The 20,016-nt window shown below is 31.2% G+C and carries 22 protein-coding genes; 7 read left to right on the top strand and 15 right to left on the bottom strand.

What is annotated here, in order from left to right:
* Positions 1-67: 67 nt before the first annotated feature.
* The 8 genes from HXZ69_RS03840 to panB all read right to left on the bottom strand — a co-directional run bounded on the left by HXZ69_RS03840 (position 68) and on the right by panB (position 6,919).
* Positions 68-844 (bottom strand): GLPGLI family protein, encoded by a 777-nt coding sequence (locus HXZ69_RS03840; RefSeq protein ID WP_221853971.1) that lies wholly within the window; start codon positions 842-844, stop codon positions 68-70.
* A gap of 139 nt (positions 845-983) precedes the next feature.
* Positions 984-1,586, bottom strand: coding sequence for a bifunctional nicotinamidase/pyrazinamidase (gene pncA / locus HXZ69_RS03835; protein ID WP_221853970.1), 603 nt, complete (start codon positions 1,584-1,586; stop codon positions 984-986).
* Between the two features lie 98 nt (positions 1,587-1,684).
* The gene (locus HXZ69_RS03830; protein ID WP_221853969.1) at positions 1,685-2,470 is read right to left on the bottom strand and encodes a GLPGLI family protein; all 786 of its coding nucleotides are present in this window, start codon (positions 2,468-2,470) and stop codon (positions 1,685-1,687) included.
* A 65-nt stretch (positions 2,471-2,535) separates the two neighbouring features.
* On the bottom strand, positions 2,536-3,324 hold the full coding sequence (locus tag HXZ69_RS03825; protein WP_221853968.1) for a GLPGLI family protein: 789 nt from the start codon (positions 3,322-3,324) through the stop codon (positions 2,536-2,538).
* A gap of 106 nt (positions 3,325-3,430) precedes the next feature.
* Entirely contained in the window at positions 3,431-4,423 is a 993-nt protein-coding gene (locus HXZ69_RS03820) for a glycosyltransferase family 2 protein (protein ID WP_286495060.1), read from the bottom strand.
* 13 nt (positions 4,424-4,436) lie between these two features.
* Positions 4,437-5,297, bottom strand: a complete 861-nt coding sequence (locus HXZ69_RS03815) for a lysophospholipid acyltransferase family protein (protein ID WP_221853966.1) — start codon at positions 5,295-5,297, stop codon at positions 4,437-4,439.
* Positions 5,298-5,321: 24 nt separating this feature from the next.
* The gene (locus HXZ69_RS03810; RefSeq protein WP_221853965.1) at positions 5,322-6,005 is read right to left on the bottom strand and encodes an RluA family pseudouridine synthase; all 684 of its coding nucleotides are present in this window, start codon (positions 6,003-6,005) and stop codon (positions 5,322-5,324) included.
* 98 nt (positions 6,006-6,103) lie between these two features.
* On the bottom strand, positions 6,104-6,919 hold the full coding sequence (panB, locus tag HXZ69_RS03805; protein WP_221853964.1) for a 3-methyl-2-oxobutanoate hydroxymethyltransferase: 816 nt from the start codon (positions 6,917-6,919) through the stop codon (positions 6,104-6,106).
* Between the two features lie 247 nt (positions 6,920-7,166).
* Here panB and HXZ69_RS03800 point away from each other — a divergent pair, with 247 nt between their 5' ends.
* The 5 genes from HXZ69_RS03800 (at position 7,167) to HXZ69_RS03780 (ending at position 11,865) form a co-directional block, all read left to right on the top strand.
* Positions 7,167-8,333 carry a nucleotide sugar dehydrogenase gene (locus tag HXZ69_RS03800; protein WP_221853963.1) on the top strand — a complete coding sequence of 389 codons (1,167 nt, stop codon included), beginning with the start codon at positions 7,167-7,169 and terminating at the stop codon, positions 8,331-8,333.
* 21 nt (positions 8,334-8,354) lie between these two features.
* A complete protein-coding gene (rfbB, locus tag HXZ69_RS03795) occupies positions 8,355-9,401 on the top strand; it encodes a dTDP-glucose 4,6-dehydratase (RefSeq protein WP_286495056.1) in 1,047 nt (348 codons plus the stop codon).
* Positions 9,402-9,663: 262 nt separating this feature from the next.
* Positions 9,664-10,074: an ABC transporter permease gene (locus HXZ69_RS03790; RefSeq protein ID WP_221853961.1), complete on the top strand. Its 411-nt coding sequence runs from the start codon at positions 9,664-9,666 to the stop codon at positions 10,072-10,074.
* 701 nt (positions 10,075-10,775) lie between these two features.
* Positions 10,776-11,492: a hypothetical protein gene (locus tag HXZ69_RS03785; protein WP_221853960.1), complete on the top strand. Its 717-nt coding sequence runs from the start codon at positions 10,776-10,778 to the stop codon at positions 11,490-11,492.
* A 193-nt stretch (positions 11,493-11,685) separates the two neighbouring features.
* Entirely contained in the window at positions 11,686-11,865 is a 180-nt protein-coding gene (locus HXZ69_RS03780; protein WP_221853959.1) for a glycosyltransferase family 2 protein, read from the top strand.
* Positions 11,866-11,867: 2 nt separating this feature from the next.
* On the opposite strand, the gene HXZ69_RS03775 is transcribed toward HXZ69_RS03780, so the two are convergent.
* From HXZ69_RS03775 to nusB, 6 genes are all read right to left on the bottom strand, one after another.
* A complete protein-coding gene (locus tag HXZ69_RS03775; RefSeq protein ID WP_221853958.1) occupies positions 11,868-12,563 on the bottom strand; it encodes a response regulator transcription factor in 696 nt (231 codons plus the stop codon).
* Positions 12,564-12,567: 4 nt separating this feature from the next.
* Positions 12,568-14,121 carry a sensor histidine kinase gene (locus tag HXZ69_RS03770; protein ID WP_221853957.1) on the bottom strand — a complete coding sequence of 518 codons (1,554 nt, stop codon included), beginning with the start codon at positions 14,119-14,121 and terminating at the stop codon, positions 12,568-12,570.
* A 72-nt stretch (positions 14,122-14,193) separates the two neighbouring features.
* The gene (gene coaE, locus HXZ69_RS03765) at positions 14,194-14,796 is read right to left on the bottom strand and encodes a dephospho-CoA kinase (RefSeq protein WP_221853956.1); all 603 of its coding nucleotides are present in this window, start codon (positions 14,794-14,796) and stop codon (positions 14,194-14,196) included.
* 70 nt (positions 14,797-14,866) lie between these two features.
* On the bottom strand, positions 14,867-15,223 hold the full coding sequence (yajC, locus tag HXZ69_RS03760; RefSeq protein WP_221853955.1) for a preprotein translocase subunit YajC: 357 nt from the start codon (positions 15,221-15,223) through the stop codon (positions 14,867-14,869).
* A 24-nt stretch (positions 15,224-15,247) separates the two neighbouring features.
* Complete coding sequence (locus HXZ69_RS03755) at positions 15,248-15,739, bottom strand: DUF1573 domain-containing protein (protein WP_221853954.1); 492 nt, start codon at positions 15,737-15,739, stop codon at positions 15,248-15,250.
* A 44-nt stretch (positions 15,740-15,783) separates the two neighbouring features.
* Complete coding sequence (nusB, locus tag HXZ69_RS03750) at positions 15,784-16,806, bottom strand: transcription antitermination factor NusB (protein WP_260509518.1); 1,023 nt, start codon at positions 16,804-16,806, stop codon at positions 15,784-15,786.
* Between nusB and HXZ69_RS03745 the strand changes: the two genes are divergently transcribed.
* A complete protein-coding gene (locus HXZ69_RS03745) occupies positions 16,797-18,554 on the top strand; it encodes an ABC transporter ATP-binding protein (RefSeq protein WP_286495050.1) in 1,758 nt (585 codons plus the stop codon). The two genes, nusB and HXZ69_RS03745, sit on opposite strands and share 10 nt — an antisense overlap.
* A gap of 117 nt (positions 18,555-18,671) precedes the next feature.
* Entirely contained in the window at positions 18,672-19,052 is a 381-nt protein-coding gene (locus HXZ69_RS03740; protein WP_280052022.1) for a PUR family DNA/RNA-binding protein, read from the top strand.
* 56 nt (positions 19,053-19,108) lie between these two features.
* Here the strand turns inward: HXZ69_RS03740 and HXZ69_RS03735 are convergent, their stop codons facing one another.
* Positions 19,109-19,819 (bottom strand): hypothetical protein, encoded by a 711-nt coding sequence (locus HXZ69_RS03735; RefSeq protein ID WP_286495049.1) that lies wholly within the window; start codon positions 19,817-19,819, stop codon positions 19,109-19,111.
* Positions 19,820-20,016 lie beyond the last annotated feature (197 nt).

Below are 20,016 nucleotides of genomic sequence, written 5' to 3'. Positions count from 1 at the left end.
GAGTTTTTTGTAAAACACATCTGTTTATGTGTTAAAAACAGATGCGTTTTATATTTTGTTTGATGAATTATTGGGTGTCTACACCGCTATTCATTTGTTCTTGCATTTTTTTCTGAAAATCTTGAATAAATTGTATATATTGTTTTTCGTTCATTACTTCACCTTTTGTTGGTAATGTTACTTTTAATTCTTTATCCGAAATTTTTAAATCTTTTAAGGTATAAATCATTTCAGTTCCTTTTACTTTAAAATTCGCTTTGATGATAAATCCTGGTAATCCAGCAAATGAATAAGGACCATCTTTTACAGGGATAGAAGGGGCAAACCATGCTGTAACAGGAATAGAGTCTAACATTACACCTTCTGCTTTTGTAACTTGATAACCTGCGATATCCATTTTTTCACGAGAAATTTTCCATTTAAAATCTGGAATTTGATCTTTGATTAATATCTGTTTTACACCAAAATCAACTTCTTTATAGTACATATTTGGTGTTGCAGTAAAATCCTTGTAAGTTGGTTTGTTATCCATTGCTGTTATTTGTTGCGCAATAAATCCTAAACCACCTTGTCCATTATTTACTTTTTGTTCTAAAGTAAAGGTTGATTGTTTACCATTATATTTATAAAAATATGTCATGAAAATTCCTGCATCAATTTCAGCTTTTAACATTGGTCCAAACTGAGATTTATATTGAGAAGGAATCTCCTTCATAGTTTGTTCGTAATCAACTTTTATTTCGCAAACATAAGTTGCGTCTATATTTTGTGTTTTATTGTCTTGCGCGATAGAAATTGTTGTTGTGATAATTCCTAAGGCAAATGTTAAGATTGCTTTTCTCATAATTGTTGTATTTGTCTAATTAGTCTGCTTTTGTTGACTAATGTTACAGATATTTGCTTAAATTATTCTAAAAATAAAATGTCATTCAAAAAGTTAAGGATTTTCAAATGACATTTTTATCTAGCAATTTATTATTTTTTTATAATAAATACGTCGAGACATTTCCTCCTTTTTTGATAAAATCTTCTTTCAATTCATCAAAAAGTTCTTGGTTAATAGCCTTTGTTGTTCCTTCTAAAATATATGTTGTATATCCCAATTCTAAAGCATCTTTTGCTGTATAATACACACAATAATCAGCTGCTAAACCGCAAATGTATACACTCGTTACATTATGATCTTTCAAAAATCCATTTAGCCCTGTTGGATTCTTTTTATTCACATCAAAAAAAGCACTATACGAATCAACTTCTGGATTCATACCTTTTCGGATGATTGCACTTATTTTATTTTGCTTGATATCTTTGTGTATTTCTGCTCCTTTAGTGCCTTGTACACAATGATCTGGCCACAAAACTTGACGATTTCCACCTAATTCGATTACATCAAAAGGTTGTTTATCTGTGTGTTGCGAAGCAAAACTTTTGTGATTTGCTGGATGCCAATCTTGCGTTGCCACAACAACATCATACTTTTCTTGCAATTTATTTATGCGTTCGATAATTTTATCTCCATCATTCACAGCTAACGAACCTCCTGGTAAAAAATCGTATTGCATATCTACGATGATTAAAGCTTTCATAGTATTTTATTTCTTAAGATTAATTTAGAATTAAATATAAGTTTTATAATATGAAATTGAACCAATTTTTATGAAAATTAATCGAATTTTAAGAAACCTTAATCTCGTTTATTTACGCCAGAATTTCTCATTTCTTCGAAACGTGAGCGTTGTTCTTGCATCAATTTATCAAATTCTGTTTGAGAAATAGCACCTTTATCTTTTGGTTTTTCGATTGGTTTTGTATTTGTTGATGTTTTGATATCTGTCAAAGAAATAATTTTAGAACCTTTAAACATTCCTCTGTTAATCTCTGTTTGTACTTCTGCGATTAAACCTGGTAATCCCCAATAATTTTCTGGACCAGTTTTATATTTCAAAGTTGGAATGTACCAAACTGTTGTCTGAACGCTATCAATAATAGCAGTTGCTTTTTTGGCTTCGTTTCCTAAAATTGTTTTCGTTTCACGCGTTAATTTCCAATCAAAATTTTGCAAAGAATCTTTCACAACATAACTTTTCCCCATCATGTTTTGCTCTTTTAAAAGCAAATGATTTGTACTATTTTTATAAATATTATCTCCATTCATCGACATCATTCGCATTCCGCCTCCACGTGGACCCCTTATTCCTTGACTTTGATCGTTTGATATTTTTTCAACCATTTTATACAAAGATTCATCTCCCAAAATAGTCAACTTAGCTTCTTGCGGCTCCTGAATATTTTTCTTGAATTGCTCTTGCATTTCTTTTGGCATCGTACGTCCATTGCCACCTCCCGGAGGTTGAAACGTAAAATCGTCTGGCAAAATAATACGCGTTGTGTACGAAATTTCTACTTTTTCTTGTTGCGCAAAGGCAGAAAAACTAAATAGAAAAATAAAAACTGAAATTATTTTTTTCATTTTAAATGTGATTATAGCTCTTAGACAAGAAATAGTATAAAATGTTTAATGAGTAATTAAAAAAATTAATCTTTTTTATCAATAGTTTCTGAGCGCATCGATTTGAATCGTTCCATTTGCTTATCAGATAATTCTTTGAATTCTTTCTCTGTAATTACATTTTTTTCTTTTGGCTTTTCTATCGGTTTCATATCTGGAACTTCTTTAACTTCTGTAGCTTTTATAGTTACATTTCCAAAAGATTTTTTATCAGATTTTGAAGTGTTGATAATTTCCATTTCTAAAATCAATCCAGGTAAACCATTGTACATAGAAGGTCCGTCTTTGACAGCGATACTCGGAGTATACCAAGCAACAACAGATTTTGTACTATCAATTACAGCTGTTGCTTTTTTGACATCAAAACCAATTATTTTTTTTGTTTCACGTGTCAATTGCCATTTGTATTCGGTTAGTTTATCTTTTATTAAATATGACTTATCCATTAAGTTGACACTTTTTGAATATTCTTTTGTTGACAAGTCTTTCAAAATTCCGTTTCCTCCACCAGAAAAACTAACAGATATAGAAAAACCTCCACCTCCTTGTCCATTACTTAATTTTTCGACCTTTTTATAAGTTGATGTATTGTCATAAATAGTCAACGTATAATCTTTTGGTTCAGACATACTTTTAAACATATTATCGTAAAAATCTTTTGGTAAATTAACTGAACCAGAAGTTTCAACTTTCATGTTTTTCTTTAACTCATCTACATTAATATCAGTAGTTTCTTGATAATTCACTTCAAGTTTTTGTGCAAAAGAAGTTGTTAGAAAAGAACATAATGTAAAGATTGTCAATATTTTTTTCATTGTAGTTTGATTTGTTCTACAATGATAGTAAAAGATTTTATTTCTACAATAATAGACTTAAAAAATTATAGAAATTTTAAGAAATGATTTAATATTTGAAGATAGATTATTTTAAATCCTTAAAGTACTGACGTTTTTGCACGAAATATTGAAATGGCAATAACTCTTTATCTGAATAATTTTTAATTTGATGTTGTTGACGCTTTTTATACATTTTTATAAAACCAAAATAAAAATGCATATGTGATAAGAAAACAGCCCAAACATGTGGAAGTCCTTGTTTGGGTAAAAAGGCAACAGCAGCAATTCCATCCATTGAAAGACGTGTGAAAAGCATCGGAAAAAGTTTGTTTGCAGGTAGATTTTTAAGCATCATCCACAAACTATTTCGGTAATTTAAATACCATTTTTTTGGATTGGATTTATCCAAAGTTGCACCGCCCAAATGATAAACAGTTGATTCTCCACAATAATAAATTTTTCGCCCAGCATTGTTTAACCGCCAACACAAATCGATTTCTTCCATATGTGCAAAGAATTCTTCATCAAAACCATTTTGATCAAAGAAATCTTTTTTTCGGATGAATAAACTTGCACCGGTTGCCCAAAAAATTTGTGCGGTATCGTTGTATTGCCCATTGTCTTTTTCTAAAGTTGAAAAAACACGTCCGCGACAAAATGGATAACCAAATTTATCAATGAAACCTCCTCCAGCACCCGCATATTCAAAATATTCTTTGTTTTTGTAGTCTAATATTTTGGGTTGAATTGCGGCGATATCAGGATTGTTGTCAAACAATTTTTCAATTGGTTCTATCCAATTTTCAGTTACTTCGACATCCGAATTTAATAAACAGAAATATTCTGCATCAATTTCTTTTAAACCTTCGTTATAGCCTTGTGCAAAACCATAATTTCCTTTGTTCTGAATGATTTTGACAGAAGGAAATTGAGTTGTCAACAATTCGATAGAGTTGTCAGTCGACGCATTATCAATTACATAAATTGTTGCGTTTTTAGAATTGTTAATAACCGAAGGTAAAAATTGAGGCAATAATTTTTCGCCATTCCAATTTAGGATTGCAATTGCTGTTTTCATGAATATTTAAAAATTACAAATCGGCATATTTCCAACGTTTGTGGCTCCAAAGCCAATTATCTGGATGTTGTTGAATAGTTTGTTCTAAATGATGAAAAAATTGATGAACAATTTCATTTTCTTCAAATTTATCTCGTTGAGGTTGTAGTCGAATAAAAGTTGTGTGATAATGACCGCGTTTTATTTTTTCGGTTTGACAAAAGACAACAGCCATATCTTTGCGGCGTGCAATTTTATCAAAACCATTAAATACGGGAGTTCTCTGATTGAGAAAATCAATAAAATAATGAACAGCCGATTGTTTTGGACTTTGATCTGCGACAAATAAATAGGCTAATTCTCCATCATTTGGAGCTTTCATCATAAAACGCAACACATCTTTCATGTCCAATGCTTTTGTTCCGAAACGCCCACGCATAGCGTTGATTTTATCGTTCCAAAATGGATTTCGAATTTTATGATAAACAGCTGCACTTTCTTTTGTTGGTAAATGTTTCACCGTTCCAATAAACCATTCCCAGTTAAAAATATGCCCACACATCAACATGACATCTCGTTTTTCAGTTTTTATTTCATTAAAAACGTCGAGATTAGAATATGTAAATCGTTTGTCCAATTCTTCTTGAGAAATAGAAAAACTTTTTAAAGTTTCGACCAAATAATCACAAAAATTTGCATAGAATTTTTTATGAATTGCTTTGATTTCTTCGTGAGATTTTTCAGGAAAAGAGTTTTCTAAATTTGTTCTAATGACACGTCTTCTATAACCAATAACCGTGTACAACAGAAAGAACAGAAAGTCCGAAAATCTGTATAAAACCGAAAGTGGTAAACGTGAAATTTGAAAAATTATGAAATAAAAAATGCTGTTCATTTAACAAACAAATAAGCGACAAATTTACGAATTAAATTTGTTCGTTGCTTGCCAAATTGCATCTTTCGGAACAGGAGCTACAATTGTCAATTCTTCTTTTTTGACAGGATGCTCAAACGTGATGCGATGCGCATGTAAACAAATGCTTCCATCAGGATTAGAACGTTTAGCGCCGTATTTCAAATCGCCTTTGATAGGACAACCAACTGAAGAAAGTTGCGCGCGAATTTGATGTGAACGACCTGTAAATAACTTCACTTCGACACAATGAAAAGTATCCAAAGCACCTAAATAGGTGTATTCTAAAATTGCTTTTTTAGCATCAGGCGTTGGTTTAGAATAAACAGTTGTTTTATTATTTTTTGGATTTTTCTTTAGATAATGTTCTAATCTTTCGAAGTCTTTTGACGGTTTACTTTGAACAATTGCACGGTAAACTTTGTCAATATTTCGTTTCTGAAACATTTCGTTCATTCGTGTTAACGCTTTCGAAGTTTTAGCAAAAATCAACACACCAGAAGTTGGACGATCCAAACGGTGCACCAACCCTAAGAAAACATTTCCAGGTTTGTTATCGCGTTCTTTTATATAGTTCTTCAGACTATCGATAAGCGGAATATCGCCTGTTTCGTCTCCTTGTGCTAATTCACCTGCTTTTTTGTTGATGATTAACAAATGATTATCTTCGAATAAAATTTTTGGATTCATGAGTGAGTTTTGAGTGGTGAGATAAAAGTTTTGAGTTAGAATTTCCTCAAGTTGTTATTGAAAAACTCACTACTCAAAACTTATTACTCATGACTTATTTAATATTGTTCATTCACATTTGGAAAGTCGCCCGATTTTACATCCAGAACATATTGTCCAATTGCTTGGTGAATTTGATCTTCTAAGTTTAAATATTTACGAACAAATTTTGGTTTGAATTCGTTGTTTAATCCCAACATATCATGTACAACTAAAACTTGACCGTCGCAACCTGCACCTGCACCAATTCCAATTGTAGGGATATTAACAGAGGCTGTTACTTTAGCAGCTAAATCAGCTGGAATTTTTTCCATTACTAATGAAAAACATCCTAATTCCTCTAATAATTTAGCATCGCTAATTAATTTTTCTGCTTCCGCATCTTCTTTTGCACGTACTTTATATGAACCAAATTGGTAAATAGATTGTGGTGTAAGACCTAAGTGTCCCATAACAGGAATACCAGCATTTACGATACGACGAATAGATTCTTCAATTTCTTTTCCACCTTCTAATTTGATCGCATGTGCACCAGATTCTTTCATGATTCGAACAGAAGACTCTAAGGCTTTTTGTGGATCAGATTGATAAGTTCCGAAAGGTAAATCAACCACAACCAAAGCACGTTTAGCTCCTCGAACGACACATTGAGCATGGTAAATCATTTGATCCAAAGTAATTGGTAAAGTAGTTTCGTGACCAGCCATTACATTCGCTGCAGAATCACCAACTAAAATAACTTCAGTTCCAGCCGCATCTACAAGCGAAGCGATTGTAAAATCGTAAGCCGTTAACATCGAAATTTTTTCTCCGGTAAATTTCATGTTACGCACAGTTTCGGTAGTGATACGTTTGATTTCTTTATTTACAGACATTACGTTTATATTTTTAACTTTTGTAAAGTTAATTTGAATATTAAGACAGAACTAATTTTGACTGATATTTTTTCCAGTTTGACAGATGAGGAATAAGATAAACGGTTAGTTAAAAATGAAATAACAATTTTCACAATTTTGTAAAAGTAAATATACTTGTCTATTTGCTCATTTTTAGTAAATTGGTGTTCGAATTGAGAGAATTTCACTAAATTTGTTCTCTTAAACTAATTTTAAATAACCATAAATGAAAATAGCAATAGTGGGGACAGGCTACGTTGGTCTGTCTAACGCAATTTTATTAGCTCAGCGTAATGAGGTAGTGGCGTTAGATGTTGTTCCAGAAAAGATTGCAATGCTCAATGCAAAAAAATCTCCAATTGAAGATAAAGAAATTATAGATTTTTTGCAGAATAAGGAGCTTAATTTTCTTGCGACTTTAGACAAAGAAACTGCGTATGCAAATGCAGAATATGTGGTTGTTGCAACGCCTACGGACTATGATCCAAAAACAAATTATTTTAATACATCAAGCGTAGAATCGGTTATAAAGGATGTCAAGCAATATAATCCGAATGCTGTAGTTATTATAAAATCAACTGTTCCGGTTGGTTTTGTTGAAGATTTAAAATCACGATTAGACTATCAAAATATTATTTTTTCTCCCGAATTTTTGCGAGAAGGAAAAGCTTTATACGACAATTTGTATCCATCAAGAATTATTATCGGTGAACAAAGTGAAAGAGCAGAAGTTTTTGCTAATTTGTTAAAAGAAGGAGCAATTAAGAAAGATATTCCGACATTGTTTACACATTCAACAGAAGCAGAAGCAATCAAATTATTTTCGAATACCTATTTAGCGTTGCGTGTCGCTTATTTTAATGAGTTAGATAGTTATGCACAAACATTCAACTTGGATAGTAAACAAATTATCGAAGGAGTTGGTTTGGATCCTCGTATCGGTTCGCATTATAACAATCCATCGTTTGGTTATGGAGGATATTGTTTGCCAAAAGATACGAAGCAATTATTGGCTAATTATGATGCAGTTCCGAATAATATTATTCAAGCAATTGTTGATGCAAACAGAACGCGAAAAGATTTTATTGCAGATTCTATCATTGCAAAAAATCCTAAAAAAGTTGGTGTTTACCGCTTAATTATGAAATCAGGTTCAGATAATTTTAGAGCATCAGCAATTCAAGGAGTAATGAAACGTATCAAAGCAAAAGGAATTGAAGTGGTGGTTTATGAACCAGTTCTGAAAGAAGATTCTTTCTTTGGATCGAAAGTGATGAATGATTTTGAAGCTTTTAAACAAGAATGTGATGTGATTATCTCGAATCGAAATGCACCTGAATTAGCTGACGTGAAAGAGAAAGTTTATACGCGCGATTTGTTTGGAAACGATTAAAAATAACAACTATAAAATACTATGAAAACTATTTTAATTACAGGTGGAGCTGGATTTATCGGTTCTCACGTTGTAAGAGAATTTGTCTTAAAATATCCTGAAACGAAGATTATCAACCTTGATGCATTGACATATGCAGGAAATTTAGAGAATTTGAAAGATATCGAAAGTAAATCAAATTATGAATTCGTAAAAGCTGATATTACTGACGCAAAACATATATTAGAAGTTTTTGAAAGACATCAGCCAGATGGTGTTATTCATTTAGCTGCCGAATCTCACGTGGATCGTTCGATCACAAATCCATTAGACTTTGTGATGACAAATGTGATTGGAACAGTAAACTTATTGAATGCTGCAAAAACAATTTGGAACAATAATTTCGAAGGAAAACGTTTTCATCATGTTTCTACAGATGAGGTTTTTGGCGCTTTGGGTGATGAAGGATTCTTTACGGAAGAAACATCGTATGATCCGCATTCACCATATTCGGCATCAAAAGCATCTTCGGATCATTTTGTAAGAGCTTATCATGATACCTATGGTTTACCAATTGTGATGACAAATTGTTCGAATAATTATGGGCCAAATCATTTTCCAGAAAAATTAATTCCGTTGTGTATTCATAATATTTTGAACGGAAATCCGCTACCTATTTATGGAGATGGAAAATATACACGCGATTGGTTATTTGTAATCGATCATGCAAAAGCGATTGACTTGGTTTTCCACGAGGGAAAAAATGGAGATTCTTACAATGTAGGAGGTTTCAACGAATGGAAAAATATCGATTTGGTAAAAGAATTGTGTAAACAAATGGACGAAAAATTAGGTAAAGAAGCGGGAACTTCAGAACAATTAATCACTTTTGTGAAAGATCGTCCAGGACATGATTTACGTTATGCTATTGATGCAACTAAAATCAACGAAGAATTGGGTTGGAAACCATCGGTGACATTTGAACAAGGTTTATCTAAAACAATCGATTGGTTTTTAGAAAATCAAGAATGGCTGGACAATGTAACATCTGGCGATTATCAAAATTATTACGAAAAACAATATAATTAAAAAAGGGTTTTATAGGTTAATGAAGAAATTAATCTATAAACTTAAAACCTTAACCTAAAAAGTTTTTATGAGTTTAAAAACAGTAGTTTACTCTTCTGACAAAAAAAACACATTTCCTCAAGGAATTAAAAAATATATTTAAAGATATATCAAATTCTCACTTTTTAGCTTTTCAGATGGCTAAAAGGGACATACAAGCACAGTATAGACAGTCTTATTTGGGTATTTTTTGGCATTTGCTCCAGTTATTATTAACTAATTAGTGTGGCTGTTTTTAAATGGATCAGGTGTTGTTTCAGTACAAGGAGTTGGTATTCCTTATCCTTTGTTTGTTGTGATTGGTACAATTTTATGGAGTGTATTTGCTGATACAGTTCAAAGCTCTATGGTTTCTGTAAACGCAGGAAAGGGAATTATTTCTAAAATTAATTTCCCTAAAGAAGCGCTTCTAATGGCTGGTATGTATAAAATAAGTTTCAATCTAGGATTGAAACTTATTTTGTTAGTCGTCTTTTTAATTTATTTCGGTGTTAATTTAGATATTAATTTTCTCTACTTTCCATTTCTATTGGTGGTACTTTTAATTTTTAGCTTTGCTATCAACAATATCCCAGTTTATTATATCAATCAGATTACTGCCGTTTATACTTTTTCCGAATATATTCACAGTTAGCAAAAAATCATTCAAATCTTATAAATATTAATAATAAGGAGGTTAGCAAATTAAAGAAACTTTAAAAAAAAAGCTAAATAATTCACAAAAGAAACTAATTCATAAAAGAATTAAAAATCATATTTTTTTTATTTTGAAATACTCAACGTTTGATATTTCGTATATAAATTATATTAAAGATATTGGCTTTAGAACATCTTTAAAACTAATAAAATGGAAATGACAACATTTCTACTAAATTAGAGTTACTAAAAAAATCAAGATTACTAAAATTACTATATAAATTAGGACTATTTAAAGGATATAAATACCTATAATTAGAAAAAGCTCATATTAATCGGTAACAACTTTACTTTACAACAAAACCTAATAGCTAACCTCTACTAATCTACATTTAGCAAGAAACACTAAACAATCTGTTTGTATAAAACAAATCAAAATCAAAATTAAGCAATCCACAAATTTATTCAGCATCATTATAGCTAATATACATGAAGTATCATCACAAATTCCTATAACAAACCTCCTCTTTAAGTCGGCTTAGAGGCGACATAAAGGTAGCACAGAGGTAGCATAGAACTACTATAAAAATAACTTAGGAATACAGTTGAAGAAGTAAAAAATAATTAAAAAGGAGAAAAATAGAAATAAATTCGCTAAATTTAATTAATTGATTTTCAATAGTTAAATATAGTAAATTTATGGCTAAAACAGATAATGAATTTAATATAAATGGTAAATTAGGAAATTTAATTTTTTTTCAACGTAATGGTAAATCTTTTGTCAAAAAATATGCAGGCGGATTTGTTAATAGTTCAGCACAACAACATCCAAATACAATAGAAGTTAAGAGACGTTTCAAAGAATTATCGATGTTTTCCGCATCATTCAAGAAACACATACTACCATTCAACTGGAAACAAAAAGACGGAACTTTTCACAACCAATTGGTTTCATTTTTTTCTACTATAAAAAAAGAAACCAATCAATCTACCATGTACACAGCACTAGTAGAAGCCTACAAAAATGGTAAATTACAACATCGTTCACTCAACAAAAAGTGCAAACTATCCCCGTTTTATGTGGAATATAATGCCCAAACAAATGAATTAAAAATACAAGCAGGCCTAGTATTTCAACACAAATCCAAATTCCCAAACGCTTTTTTAGAAATCAGTATAGGATGGTTGGTTTGCACCGAAGAATTAGAGTTAAATCTTATCAATTTTCAAAATTTCTATGTTCCAATAGATAACCTTGCTACACCACTTGCAGAAATTAAATTATCACCACAAATACAAGAACAACAAAACTCATCAACAATTTTTCCTTTTGTCGGCATATCCATTGTGACACAAGACAACGAACAAGCTAAACTCTTTCATCCTTTTCACTATACACTCACCACATTCCTATAAATAAGAAAGCATAAGCTATAATTAGTAAATCTACTTTTCATTAAGAATATCTTAATTATCGTATAAAATAAATAATGATAAATAAATACGCTTAAAAAATAGAAGAGCAATGCCATCAAATAATAACTTGTATATTCTTACAAATGAAGTAACATTGTAAACAGCTAAATTAGAAACACTTAATATACACATCATGCAACAACCTCTTATTTCGGTTATTGTTCCTTGCTACAATCAGTCTATTTATATGGACGAATGTCTACAATCAGTCTTAGATCAAACCTATCAAAATTGGAAATGTATTATTGTAAATGACGGTACAATACCACAAAAAAACCTCAACTATGTTGAGGTTTTTTTCTATAAAGATTAATCTTATTCCTGAATTAAAAGTCGGAATCCTTCACCGTGAATATTCACGATTTCTACTGCTGGATCTTTCTTCAAATACTTACGTAATTTCGCAATATATACGTCCATAGAACGTGATGTAAAGTAATTATCATCGTGCCAAATACGTGTTAAGGCAATCTCACGAGGCATTAAATCATTTTTGTAAACTGCCAATAAACGTAATAATTCGTTTTCTTTTGGCGAAAGTTTCTGTGATTTACCATCGTAAATTAATTGTCTCAATTTTGCATTGAACGTAAACTTACCAATTTTGAAATCTTCTTGTTCAAATTTTTCTTCTTCGCCAGAATTACGTTGTAAAACAGCTTTTATTTTGTACAATAAAACTTCTGAATCAAATGGTTTTAAGACATAATCGTCTGCTCCAATTTTGTAACCATTCAAAACATCCTCGCGCATGTTTTTCGCTGTTAAAAATATAATTGGTTGTTCACTTTTTAGTTCTTTGATCTCTTTTCCTAATGTAAAACCATCTTTTTTAGGCATCATTACATCAAGGATGCATAGATCATAATCACTTTCTTTAAATTTGGTAAGACCGTCCTCACCATCGATTGCGTGCGTTACGTCAAAATCGTTTATAACCAAATAATCCTTTAATACACTTCCGAAGCTTGGATCATCTTCTACTAAAAGTAATCGTTGTTTATCACTCATTGATCTATGATTTTAGAGGGATTTTAATGAAAAAAGTACTTCCTTTTCCTGCTGAACTTTCTGCCCAAACCTGTCCGCCGTGAAGCTGAACGATTTTTTTGACATAAGCCAACCCAAGTCCATGACCTTTTACATTGTGTATATTTCCCGTTTCTTCTCTATAAAATTGTTCAAATATTTTTTTCAGAACGTTTTGCGACATTCCCATTCCTTTATCAGAAATTTCAATTAAAAAATTGTTGTCTTTGTTGTATGTTTTTACTCTAATCTCTGGTGTGTTTGGAGAGTATTTTCGAGCATTATCCAATACATTAATAACGATATTCTCTAAATGGAAGGGATCTCCTTTTACAAATGATTGTTCTGCGTTGTATTCCTCAAATATTGTACCATTTCTTTCTTCTACAATAAATCTTATCGGCTCAACACTTTTTTGTACAATACCATTCAAATTTACTTCCTGAAAATTCATGTCCATTTGATTGCGATCAAGCTTCGACATTCGTAAGACCATCTCAACGTGAGCATTCATACGTTTGTTTTCTTGTTTGATCAAATCTGCATAATATTTCACCTTTTCAGGATCAGTAAATATCTTTTCATTACGCAATGCATCAGACGCAATATTAATGGTTGCAATAGGCGTTTTGAATTCGTGCGTCATATTATTGATGAAATCTGTTTTGATTTCCGAACTCTTGCGTTGCAATTGCATATAATAAATTGACAAGGAGAAAACCGTAATAATAATCATGGTTAAGATAAATGTCAACGAAATAACTGGAACGGTTGGTGCAATAATGGCTAAATTTCGGTTAACAAAATTTGCTGCCAAATAATATTCGATATGATCCTTTCTATCCAAAAATAGCGGAACCATAAACTCAATTTTATTGCGATCGAAATCTTTTGATTTGACATTTGTTTCTGTCGAATCTTTTTTCAAAACTGCCAAAATTGGCATTGCTTGGTGAATTCCTCTGTTGCGTAATTCGTTTTTCAAAATAGAATCTAGCATCGCATAATTCACACGTTTGTCGATTGGCGTAGAACCAGCGTCCCAACGTGCAGCACTTTCCAATGTAAATGTTCCGTCTTGTAAAGCGTGTTCAAAATTCAGATTAAGATTCGGAATTCCTCTTGCAGAAGAATCTTTGTCTATTTTGAAAACGCGTTCTTGCGAATAAATATTCGCTTTCGTTAAGCTGTCATTGTATTTTCCAGATGATGGCAACATCGATTTTTCGACTACATAGCGCGTTACATAAGCGTACGTTACACCAAGCGAATCTTTGATGACTTGATTGGTTACAACTTGCGGTTTATCTTTATTTGATTTTAAATCAGATTGTATATTATTGAATTTCTTATAATAACGCTCTAATTCGTTTTTGTTTATTTTCTCTGTTGTATAATTCATCGCTTGGTACACATTGTTGTTAAAACTGTCTGTACCATTCTGAATTGTTAAGTTTAGCCAATAGAATTGAATAATTATCAATCCTATAAGCGCAACACTCATGATAACGATTAAGATTTTATAAAATCCTTTTTTCATTTATTTTTTATTGAATGATTAAAAATAGTTTAATCTTTTCTAATTTCTATCTTTTTGTTAAAATTTGGACGATTAAATCATTTTTTTGATTTTGATAAACGTTTGTTCCACTTCATTTTTCAAGTGAGCTAAATCGCCATTATTATCAATAATAAAATCTGATTTAGCGATTCGTTCTTCGTCCGAAATCTGATTGTTTATTCTCGCAAGAATTTCTTCTCGTGATAAACCATCTCTTTCTATAGTTCGTGCAATTCGCGTTTCTATATCGACCACTACACTTATCACAACATCGCAATCTTTGTAACTACCACTTTCTATTAAAATGGCAGCTTCTTTCATTACAATGTCCGATTTTTGAGCTTTTTTCCAATCTTCAAAATCTTGGAAAACTGCTGGATGAACAATTGAATTTAATAGCTTCAATTTTTCATTATTCTGAAAAACTTGTTTTGATATAAATGGTTTATTCAAACCATTTTCATTGTACGCTTCTTCACCAAAAGCTGCAATAATTTTAACTTTTACTTCAGAGTTTTCATTCTGAATCGTTTTCGCTCTTGTGTCAGAATTATAAACCGGAATACCTAATTCTTCGAAGAATTTTGCTGCTGTACTTTTGCCAGATCCTATTCCGCCAGTAATACCTGCTACAAAAGGTTGGTTGTTTTTCATGGTTTGAAGTTAAAAAAATGCCGAAGAATAATTCCTTCGGCAATCAGTTAAATATATGTTAACCTTAAACTTAGTTTTTTTCTTCTACTACTTTGTCTGATTTTTCAGCTTTGTCAGTCGTTTTTGAATAACGTGCAGCAGTTAATTCACGAGAAATTGCAGCCTTTTCAAATTTAATTTTTCCAGCTCCAGTTTCGATGATAACAGCGTCGTCATAAATTTCGTTGATTTTCCCGTGAATTCCAGAAGTTGTTACAACTTGATCACCACGTTTGATATCCGTTTGAAATTGTTTTTCTTGTTTCGCTTTCTTTTGTTGAGGACGAATCATGAAAAAGTACATAATTACGAACATTCCTCCGAACATCAAAAGCATAGACATTCCTCCGCCTTGTGCACCAGCTTGTAAAAAGATTGTTTGAATCATTTTTATATTTTATCGATTTAATACTTATTGTCCAAATGCTTGTTGCGCATTTTGATCATTTGCAGTAGCTCCAACAACGTTTGCAGAAATATCAAATTTCTCGTGACCGTTTACTGTGTTTGTTACTAAAGTTACTGTTTTTTGTTGTTTTCCGTTCATGTTTCCAGCTGTGTAAACAACTTTGATAGAATCTGTAGCTCCTACCGCAATTGGAGTAGAAGGGAATTCAGGAACGGTACAACCACAAGTTGCAGACGCATCGCGAATAACTAATGGAGATTTACCATCGTTTTTGAACTTGATATATGTTTCTACTTTATTGTTAGCTTTTACATCTCCAAAATCGTGATTTGCTTCTGCTAATGTTAAAACTGGAGCTGTAGCTGGATCTACAACATTTTCAGCTTGTTGAGCTGTTTCTTCTGCTGTAAAATTGTCGCTAGCTTTTTTCTCTCCACAAGAGCTGATTGCGAATGATAATGCAAATGCACCTAAAATAAATAATTTACTTTTCATTTTTATAATTATTTGTCTTAGTCAAAATTAAGAAAAAATAGTGATTATAATAAACCTCTACCGTATTTTGGTAAATTATTATTGTCTTTTAACTCTTTTAATGTTTTATCTAAGATTCCGTTAACAAAAACACGCGATTTTTCTGTCGAATAACTCTTCGCTAATTCCACATATTCGTTGATTGTAACTTTTGCAGGAATATTTGAGAAATATAAAAATTCTGTCAAAGCCATTTCTAAAATAATCAAATCGATTGTCGCAATACGATCTAATTCCCAGTTTTGAGCTTTTTCGTCAATGATTTTTCTTGTTTCTACTTGGTGACGAATAGTTTTACGGAATAATTCTTCAGTAAATTTTTTGTCATCTAAATCTTTGTAAACTTTGAACAAAGAAATCAACGGAGAACTGTTTTGACGGAACGATTTTATCGTTGTGTGTACCATCGCATTTGCAATATGTACATCGTCTGCCCACGTGATCTGAATTCCTTCTAAGTAATCGTGCAAATCTTCATATTCAGCAATAAATTCTACGAAAAAGTTCAAGATAAATTCTTTGTCTTCTTCAAAAGAATGTTTGTCGCTGCTCATGTACGTTTTGTACAATTCGCTTTCTGTCAAATTTTTAAAGATATTGTTTGGATAAGAATCATAAATATCCCAAAGTAAAAATTTGTTGTCATTTGAATAACGAGATAATTCAAGATTTTGTTCAATAATTTTGAATATTTTATTCTGAACAAATTTTAAATTTGGATTTAAATCTTCTTGGGTTGGAAAGTTTTTTGATTTTGCAAGTTCAATTTTATGCTCTGCAATGTCCTTTTGAACTTTAATCAAATTTAGGAGATAAATGTACAAATCATAGATTTGATCGATACTTTTCATCATATTTTTCTCGACCGCTCTTTCTTCGCCTTCAGTTCCTAAACTATTGTAAGCATAGATATTCTGCATTACTTTTTCGCGTAGTTGTCTTCTTCCCAACATAATTTCAATGATATAACGTCTAATAAATTGATGCAAAGGTAAAAAAAAGAATGTAATTTTGTTTTGTGAAATCATTACAAAAGTTAAATAAATTTTTATGGAAGTATAAATGGAGAATATTTTTGGGCTTCATTTTTACGATTTGTGCCAATTGGGTGCAGGTTTATTCCGTTACATATATTAGAGAAGCGATTAATACAGTTGAAGAATTGCTACGAAATTTTAAGAAAGAAGGAACAGATAACCTCGATCTTTTGAAAGATGGTTTGATGTATGCCAGTTTGGCTTTTTTCTTTTTTAAAGTTTTGGGAGGAGTTTTGACGGTTGGTACACGACAAATGATTATTGTGGCGTCGCGTTATATTGAGTTCGATTTGAAAAATGTGATTTACGATAAGTATCAAAAATTATCGTTGTCCTTTTACAAAAAACACAAAACGGGCGATTTGATGAATCGTATTACCGAAGATGTCGGATTGGTGCGTATGTATCTTGGACCTGGAATTATGTATCCAATTGATTTGGTATCGCGAGTTGTGATCATTGCGTATTTTATGTTGCAAATTGATCAACAATTAACGCTTTATACATTAGCTCCATTACCGATTTTATCATTGTTAATTTATAATGTTGCACGAAATATTAACAAGAAAAGTAAGCGCGTACAAGAACAACAATCTACGATTTCGTCATCTGTACAAGATACTTTTGCTGGAATTCGTGTGATAAAATCATTCAATTCGGAAGAATTTATTAAATCTAAATACGAAGTAGAAGCAGACGAATATCAGAAACGTGCGCTTAATTTAGCTCAAATTCAGGCAGCTTTTGGACCATTGATGGTTGTTGTAGTTGGTGTGAGTAATTTGGTGATTTTGTATTTGGGAGGAGTAAAATATATAGAAGGAACAATGGATATTGGTTCTATTGCACAATTTTTCCTTTACCTAAATATGTTAATTTGGCCATTTACTTCGTTGGGTTGGATTACAATGGTTGTGCAGCGTGCGGAAGCATCAATGTTTCGTATCAACGAATTTTTGAATGCTGAAACTGATGTGAAAGAAAAACAATTAGTCAATCATGAAGTAGAAGGAACAATCGAATTTAAAAATGTGACGTATATCTACGAAAACACAGGAATTAAGGCGTTGGATAATGTTTCGTTCAAAATTAATAAAGGTGAAACTTTAGCGATTCTTGGAAAAACAGGTTCAGGAAAATCGACAATTGCTTTGTTAGTTGCGCGTTCGCTGGAACCGACTTCTGGTGAAATTTTGATTGATGGTAAAAATATTCATGATATTAATGTAGAATCTATTCGAGAAGAAATTGGTTATGTTCCGCAAGAAGCTTTCCTTTTCTCGGATTCGCTAACCAATAATATTTTGTTTGGTTCTGACGATACAGATGAGCAAACGGCTGAAATTTTTGCGAAGAAAGCTGTTGTTCATGATAATATTGATCGATTTAAAGAACGTTACGAAACAGTTGTTGGTGAACGCGGCGTTACGCTTTCTGGAGGTCAAAAACAACGTGTTTCTATAGCTCGTGCATTGGTAAATGATCCGAAAATATTAATCTTTGATGATAGTTTGTCTGCTGTAGATACCGAAACCGAAGAACAAATCTTGAATAATTTATCTTCTGAGATTAATGGTAAAACAACCATCATTATTACGCATCGTGTGTCTTCTGCAAAGCGCGCTGATCAGATTTTGGTTTTAGAAGATGGTCATGTTTTAGAAAATGGTTCGAACAGCGAATTATTAAATAAGCATGGTTATTATTATGAATTGTACAATAAACAACTGCTAGATTAAGTTTATTTATATAGATTTAATAAAATAATAGAAAATAATTGTTTAAAACGTTGTTATTTTCTTAATTTTTTTTAGATTTGTTAGGAAACATTTAACAATTAAACTCTATTTAGACTTATGAATGATTTTGAAAACCAAGAAAAGGTGGATGCAGAAGGAGTCTTTTCAAAGGTATTAAGGGCTGGAAGAAGAACTTATTTTTTCGATGTCCGCGAAACAAGAGCAGGGGATTATTACTTGACGATTACTGAAAGTAAAAAAAATACGCAGGAAGATGGAAATGTGTATTACAAAAAACATAAAATCTACTTGTACAAAGAAGATTTTGAAAGTTTCAAAGATATGTTAGACGAAACGACCGATTTTGTTTTTGCTCAAAAAGGACAAGAGGTAATTTCGGAAAGACATCAGAAAGATTTTGATCCAAAAATTAAAGTTGTGGGTAAAGACGAAACGCAAGTTGAATCTTTTACCAATATCGATTTTGACGATATATAGACTTTACTAAATATGCGTAAAAAGAAACCTCCACTCAATAATTTGAGCGGAGGTTTTTATTTATGCTTGAATATTTTTATGTCTCCTATCAACAATCCTCCATCTTTTTCAAAATCTATATTATCCAAAATAGTTAGATATTTAGTTATATTCTTTTTCTTGAGAAATTTGTTTAATATTATTGAATATATTCTTTGAATCTCATAATCAAACTCACATAATAGAGATTCAAGATCATAAGATTCATCAATATCTTGATTTTTTATTAATAGAATTTTATCATTTTCTAAATCAACCCGTGAAATTTCGTAAACATCAAAATCTTTAGAGTCATTGCTTATGTAATTCGTAGAGTGAGCACCAATTTTATTTCTTAATTCAATTATTTTATACTTTTTTAAATCATTAACTATTTTGGATTTGTGTGGAATTTTATGAATCTCAATTAAGTTAATTATTGCTAATTGTTGTTGATAAACAGCATTTAAAATTCCGTAAAGCCTCAGGTATTGTTCTCCTATATCTAGTATTTTAGTAGGTCCAGATAATTTAAATTTTAAGTAATTTTTCTTGGCGTATTCTGTGTCATCAATTACGTATAGAGCATTTAATAATATATTCCAATCAAATTCTTTTTCAAAGTAAAAGAATTTAATAACATCTGATTTAAAATTTTTAGATTTTTCAGGATTCCATTTAATTGAAAAATCACTTAAAACTTCATTATGTAAATCTTTATATTTACTTATAATAGACCTATTGTCCATATTTATTTTTTCTAAAATTACAATATTTTAATTTATCAGCTTTATTTAGTAAAATCATTTAATTACAAAATGTCAAGTAGAATTTATTTCAGGTTCGCATCTCGTGAGATTCTGAAACAGGTTCCTTTAGATTTGAAAATCTTAAATTGTAGTATAAAAAGAAGAGAAAAGAGTTTGAGTACACTATAACGAGTTCA

The sequence above is a fragment of the Empedobacter sp. R132-2 genome (assembly GCF_030324375.1).
Taxonomy (GTDB): Bacteria; Bacteroidota; Bacteroidia; order Flavobacteriales; family Weeksellaceae; genus Empedobacter; species Empedobacter falsenii_B.
Note: the sequence above shows the minus strand (reverse complement) of the source record. Positions and strands in the feature narration are given on the sequence as shown.

Bases quoted from the DNA above. Each gene is read 5' to 3' on its own strand.
- HXZ69_RS03840 (WP_221853971.1), bottom strand. From the start codon at position 844: ATGAGAAAAGCAATCTTAACATTTGCCTTAGGAATTATCACAACAACA.
- HXZ69_RS03775 (WP_221853958.1), bottom strand. From the start codon at position 12,563: ATGAGTGATAAACAACGATTACTTTTAGTAGAAGATGATCCAAGCTTC.
- HXZ69_RS03820 (WP_286495060.1), bottom strand. From the start codon at position 4,423: ATGAAAACAGCAATTGCAATCCTAAATTGGAATGGCGAAAAATTATTG.
- HXZ69_RS03830 (WP_221853969.1), bottom strand. From the start codon at position 2,470: ATGAAAAAAATAATTTCAGTTTTTATTTTTCTATTTAGTTTTTCTGCC.
- HXZ69_RS03810 (WP_221853965.1), bottom strand. From the start codon at position 6,005: ATGAATCCAAAAATTTTATTCGAAGATAATCATTTGTTAATCATCAAC.
- HXZ69_RS03770 (WP_221853957.1), bottom strand. From the start codon at position 14,121: ATGAAAAAAGGATTTTATAAAATCTTAATCGTTATCATGAGTGTTGCG.
- pncA (WP_221853970.1), bottom strand. From the start codon at position 1,586: ATGAAAGCTTTAATCATCGTAGATATGCAATACGATTTTTTACCAGGA.
- HXZ69_RS03740 (WP_280052022.1), top strand. From the start codon at position 18,672: ATGAATGATTTTGAAAACCAAGAAAAGGTGGATGCAGAAGGAGTCTTT.
- HXZ69_RS03755 (WP_221853954.1), bottom strand. From the start codon at position 15,739: ATGAAAAGTAAATTATTTATTTTAGGTGCATTTGCATTATCATTCGCA.
- yajC (WP_221853955.1), bottom strand. From the start codon at position 15,223: ATGATTCAAACAATCTTTTTACAAGCTGGTGCACAAGGCGGAGGAATG.
- panB (WP_221853964.1), bottom strand. From the start codon at position 6,919: ATGTCTGTAAATAAAGAAATCAAACGTATCACTACCGAAACTGTGCGT.
- HXZ69_RS03800 (WP_221853963.1), top strand. From the start codon at position 7,167: ATGAAAATAGCAATAGTGGGGACAGGCTACGTTGGTCTGTCTAACGCA.
- nusB (WP_260509518.1), bottom strand. From the start codon at position 16,806: ATGATTTCACAAAACAAAATTACATTCTTTTTTTTACCTTTGCATCAA.
- HXZ69_RS03735 (WP_286495049.1), bottom strand. From the start codon at position 19,819: ATGGACAATAGGTCTATTATAAGTAAATATAAAGATTTACATAATGAA.
- HXZ69_RS03815 (WP_221853966.1), bottom strand. From the start codon at position 5,297: ATGAACAGCATTTTTTATTTCATAATTTTTCAAATTTCACGTTTACCA.
- coaE (WP_221853956.1), bottom strand. From the start codon at position 14,796: ATGAAAAACAACCAACCTTTTGTAGCAGGTATTACTGGCGGAATAGGA.
- HXZ69_RS03780 (WP_221853959.1), top strand. From the start codon at position 11,686: ATGCAACAACCTCTTATTTCGGTTATTGTTCCTTGCTACAATCAGTCT.
- HXZ69_RS03825 (WP_221853968.1), bottom strand. From the start codon at position 3,324: ATGAAAAAAATATTGACAATCTTTACATTATGTTCTTTTCTAACAACT.
- HXZ69_RS03785 (WP_221853960.1), top strand. From the start codon at position 10,776: ATGGCTAAAACAGATAATGAATTTAATATAAATGGTAAATTAGGAAAT.
- rfbB (WP_286495056.1), top strand. From the start codon at position 8,355: ATGAAAACTATTTTAATTACAGGTGGAGCTGGATTTATCGGTTCTCAC.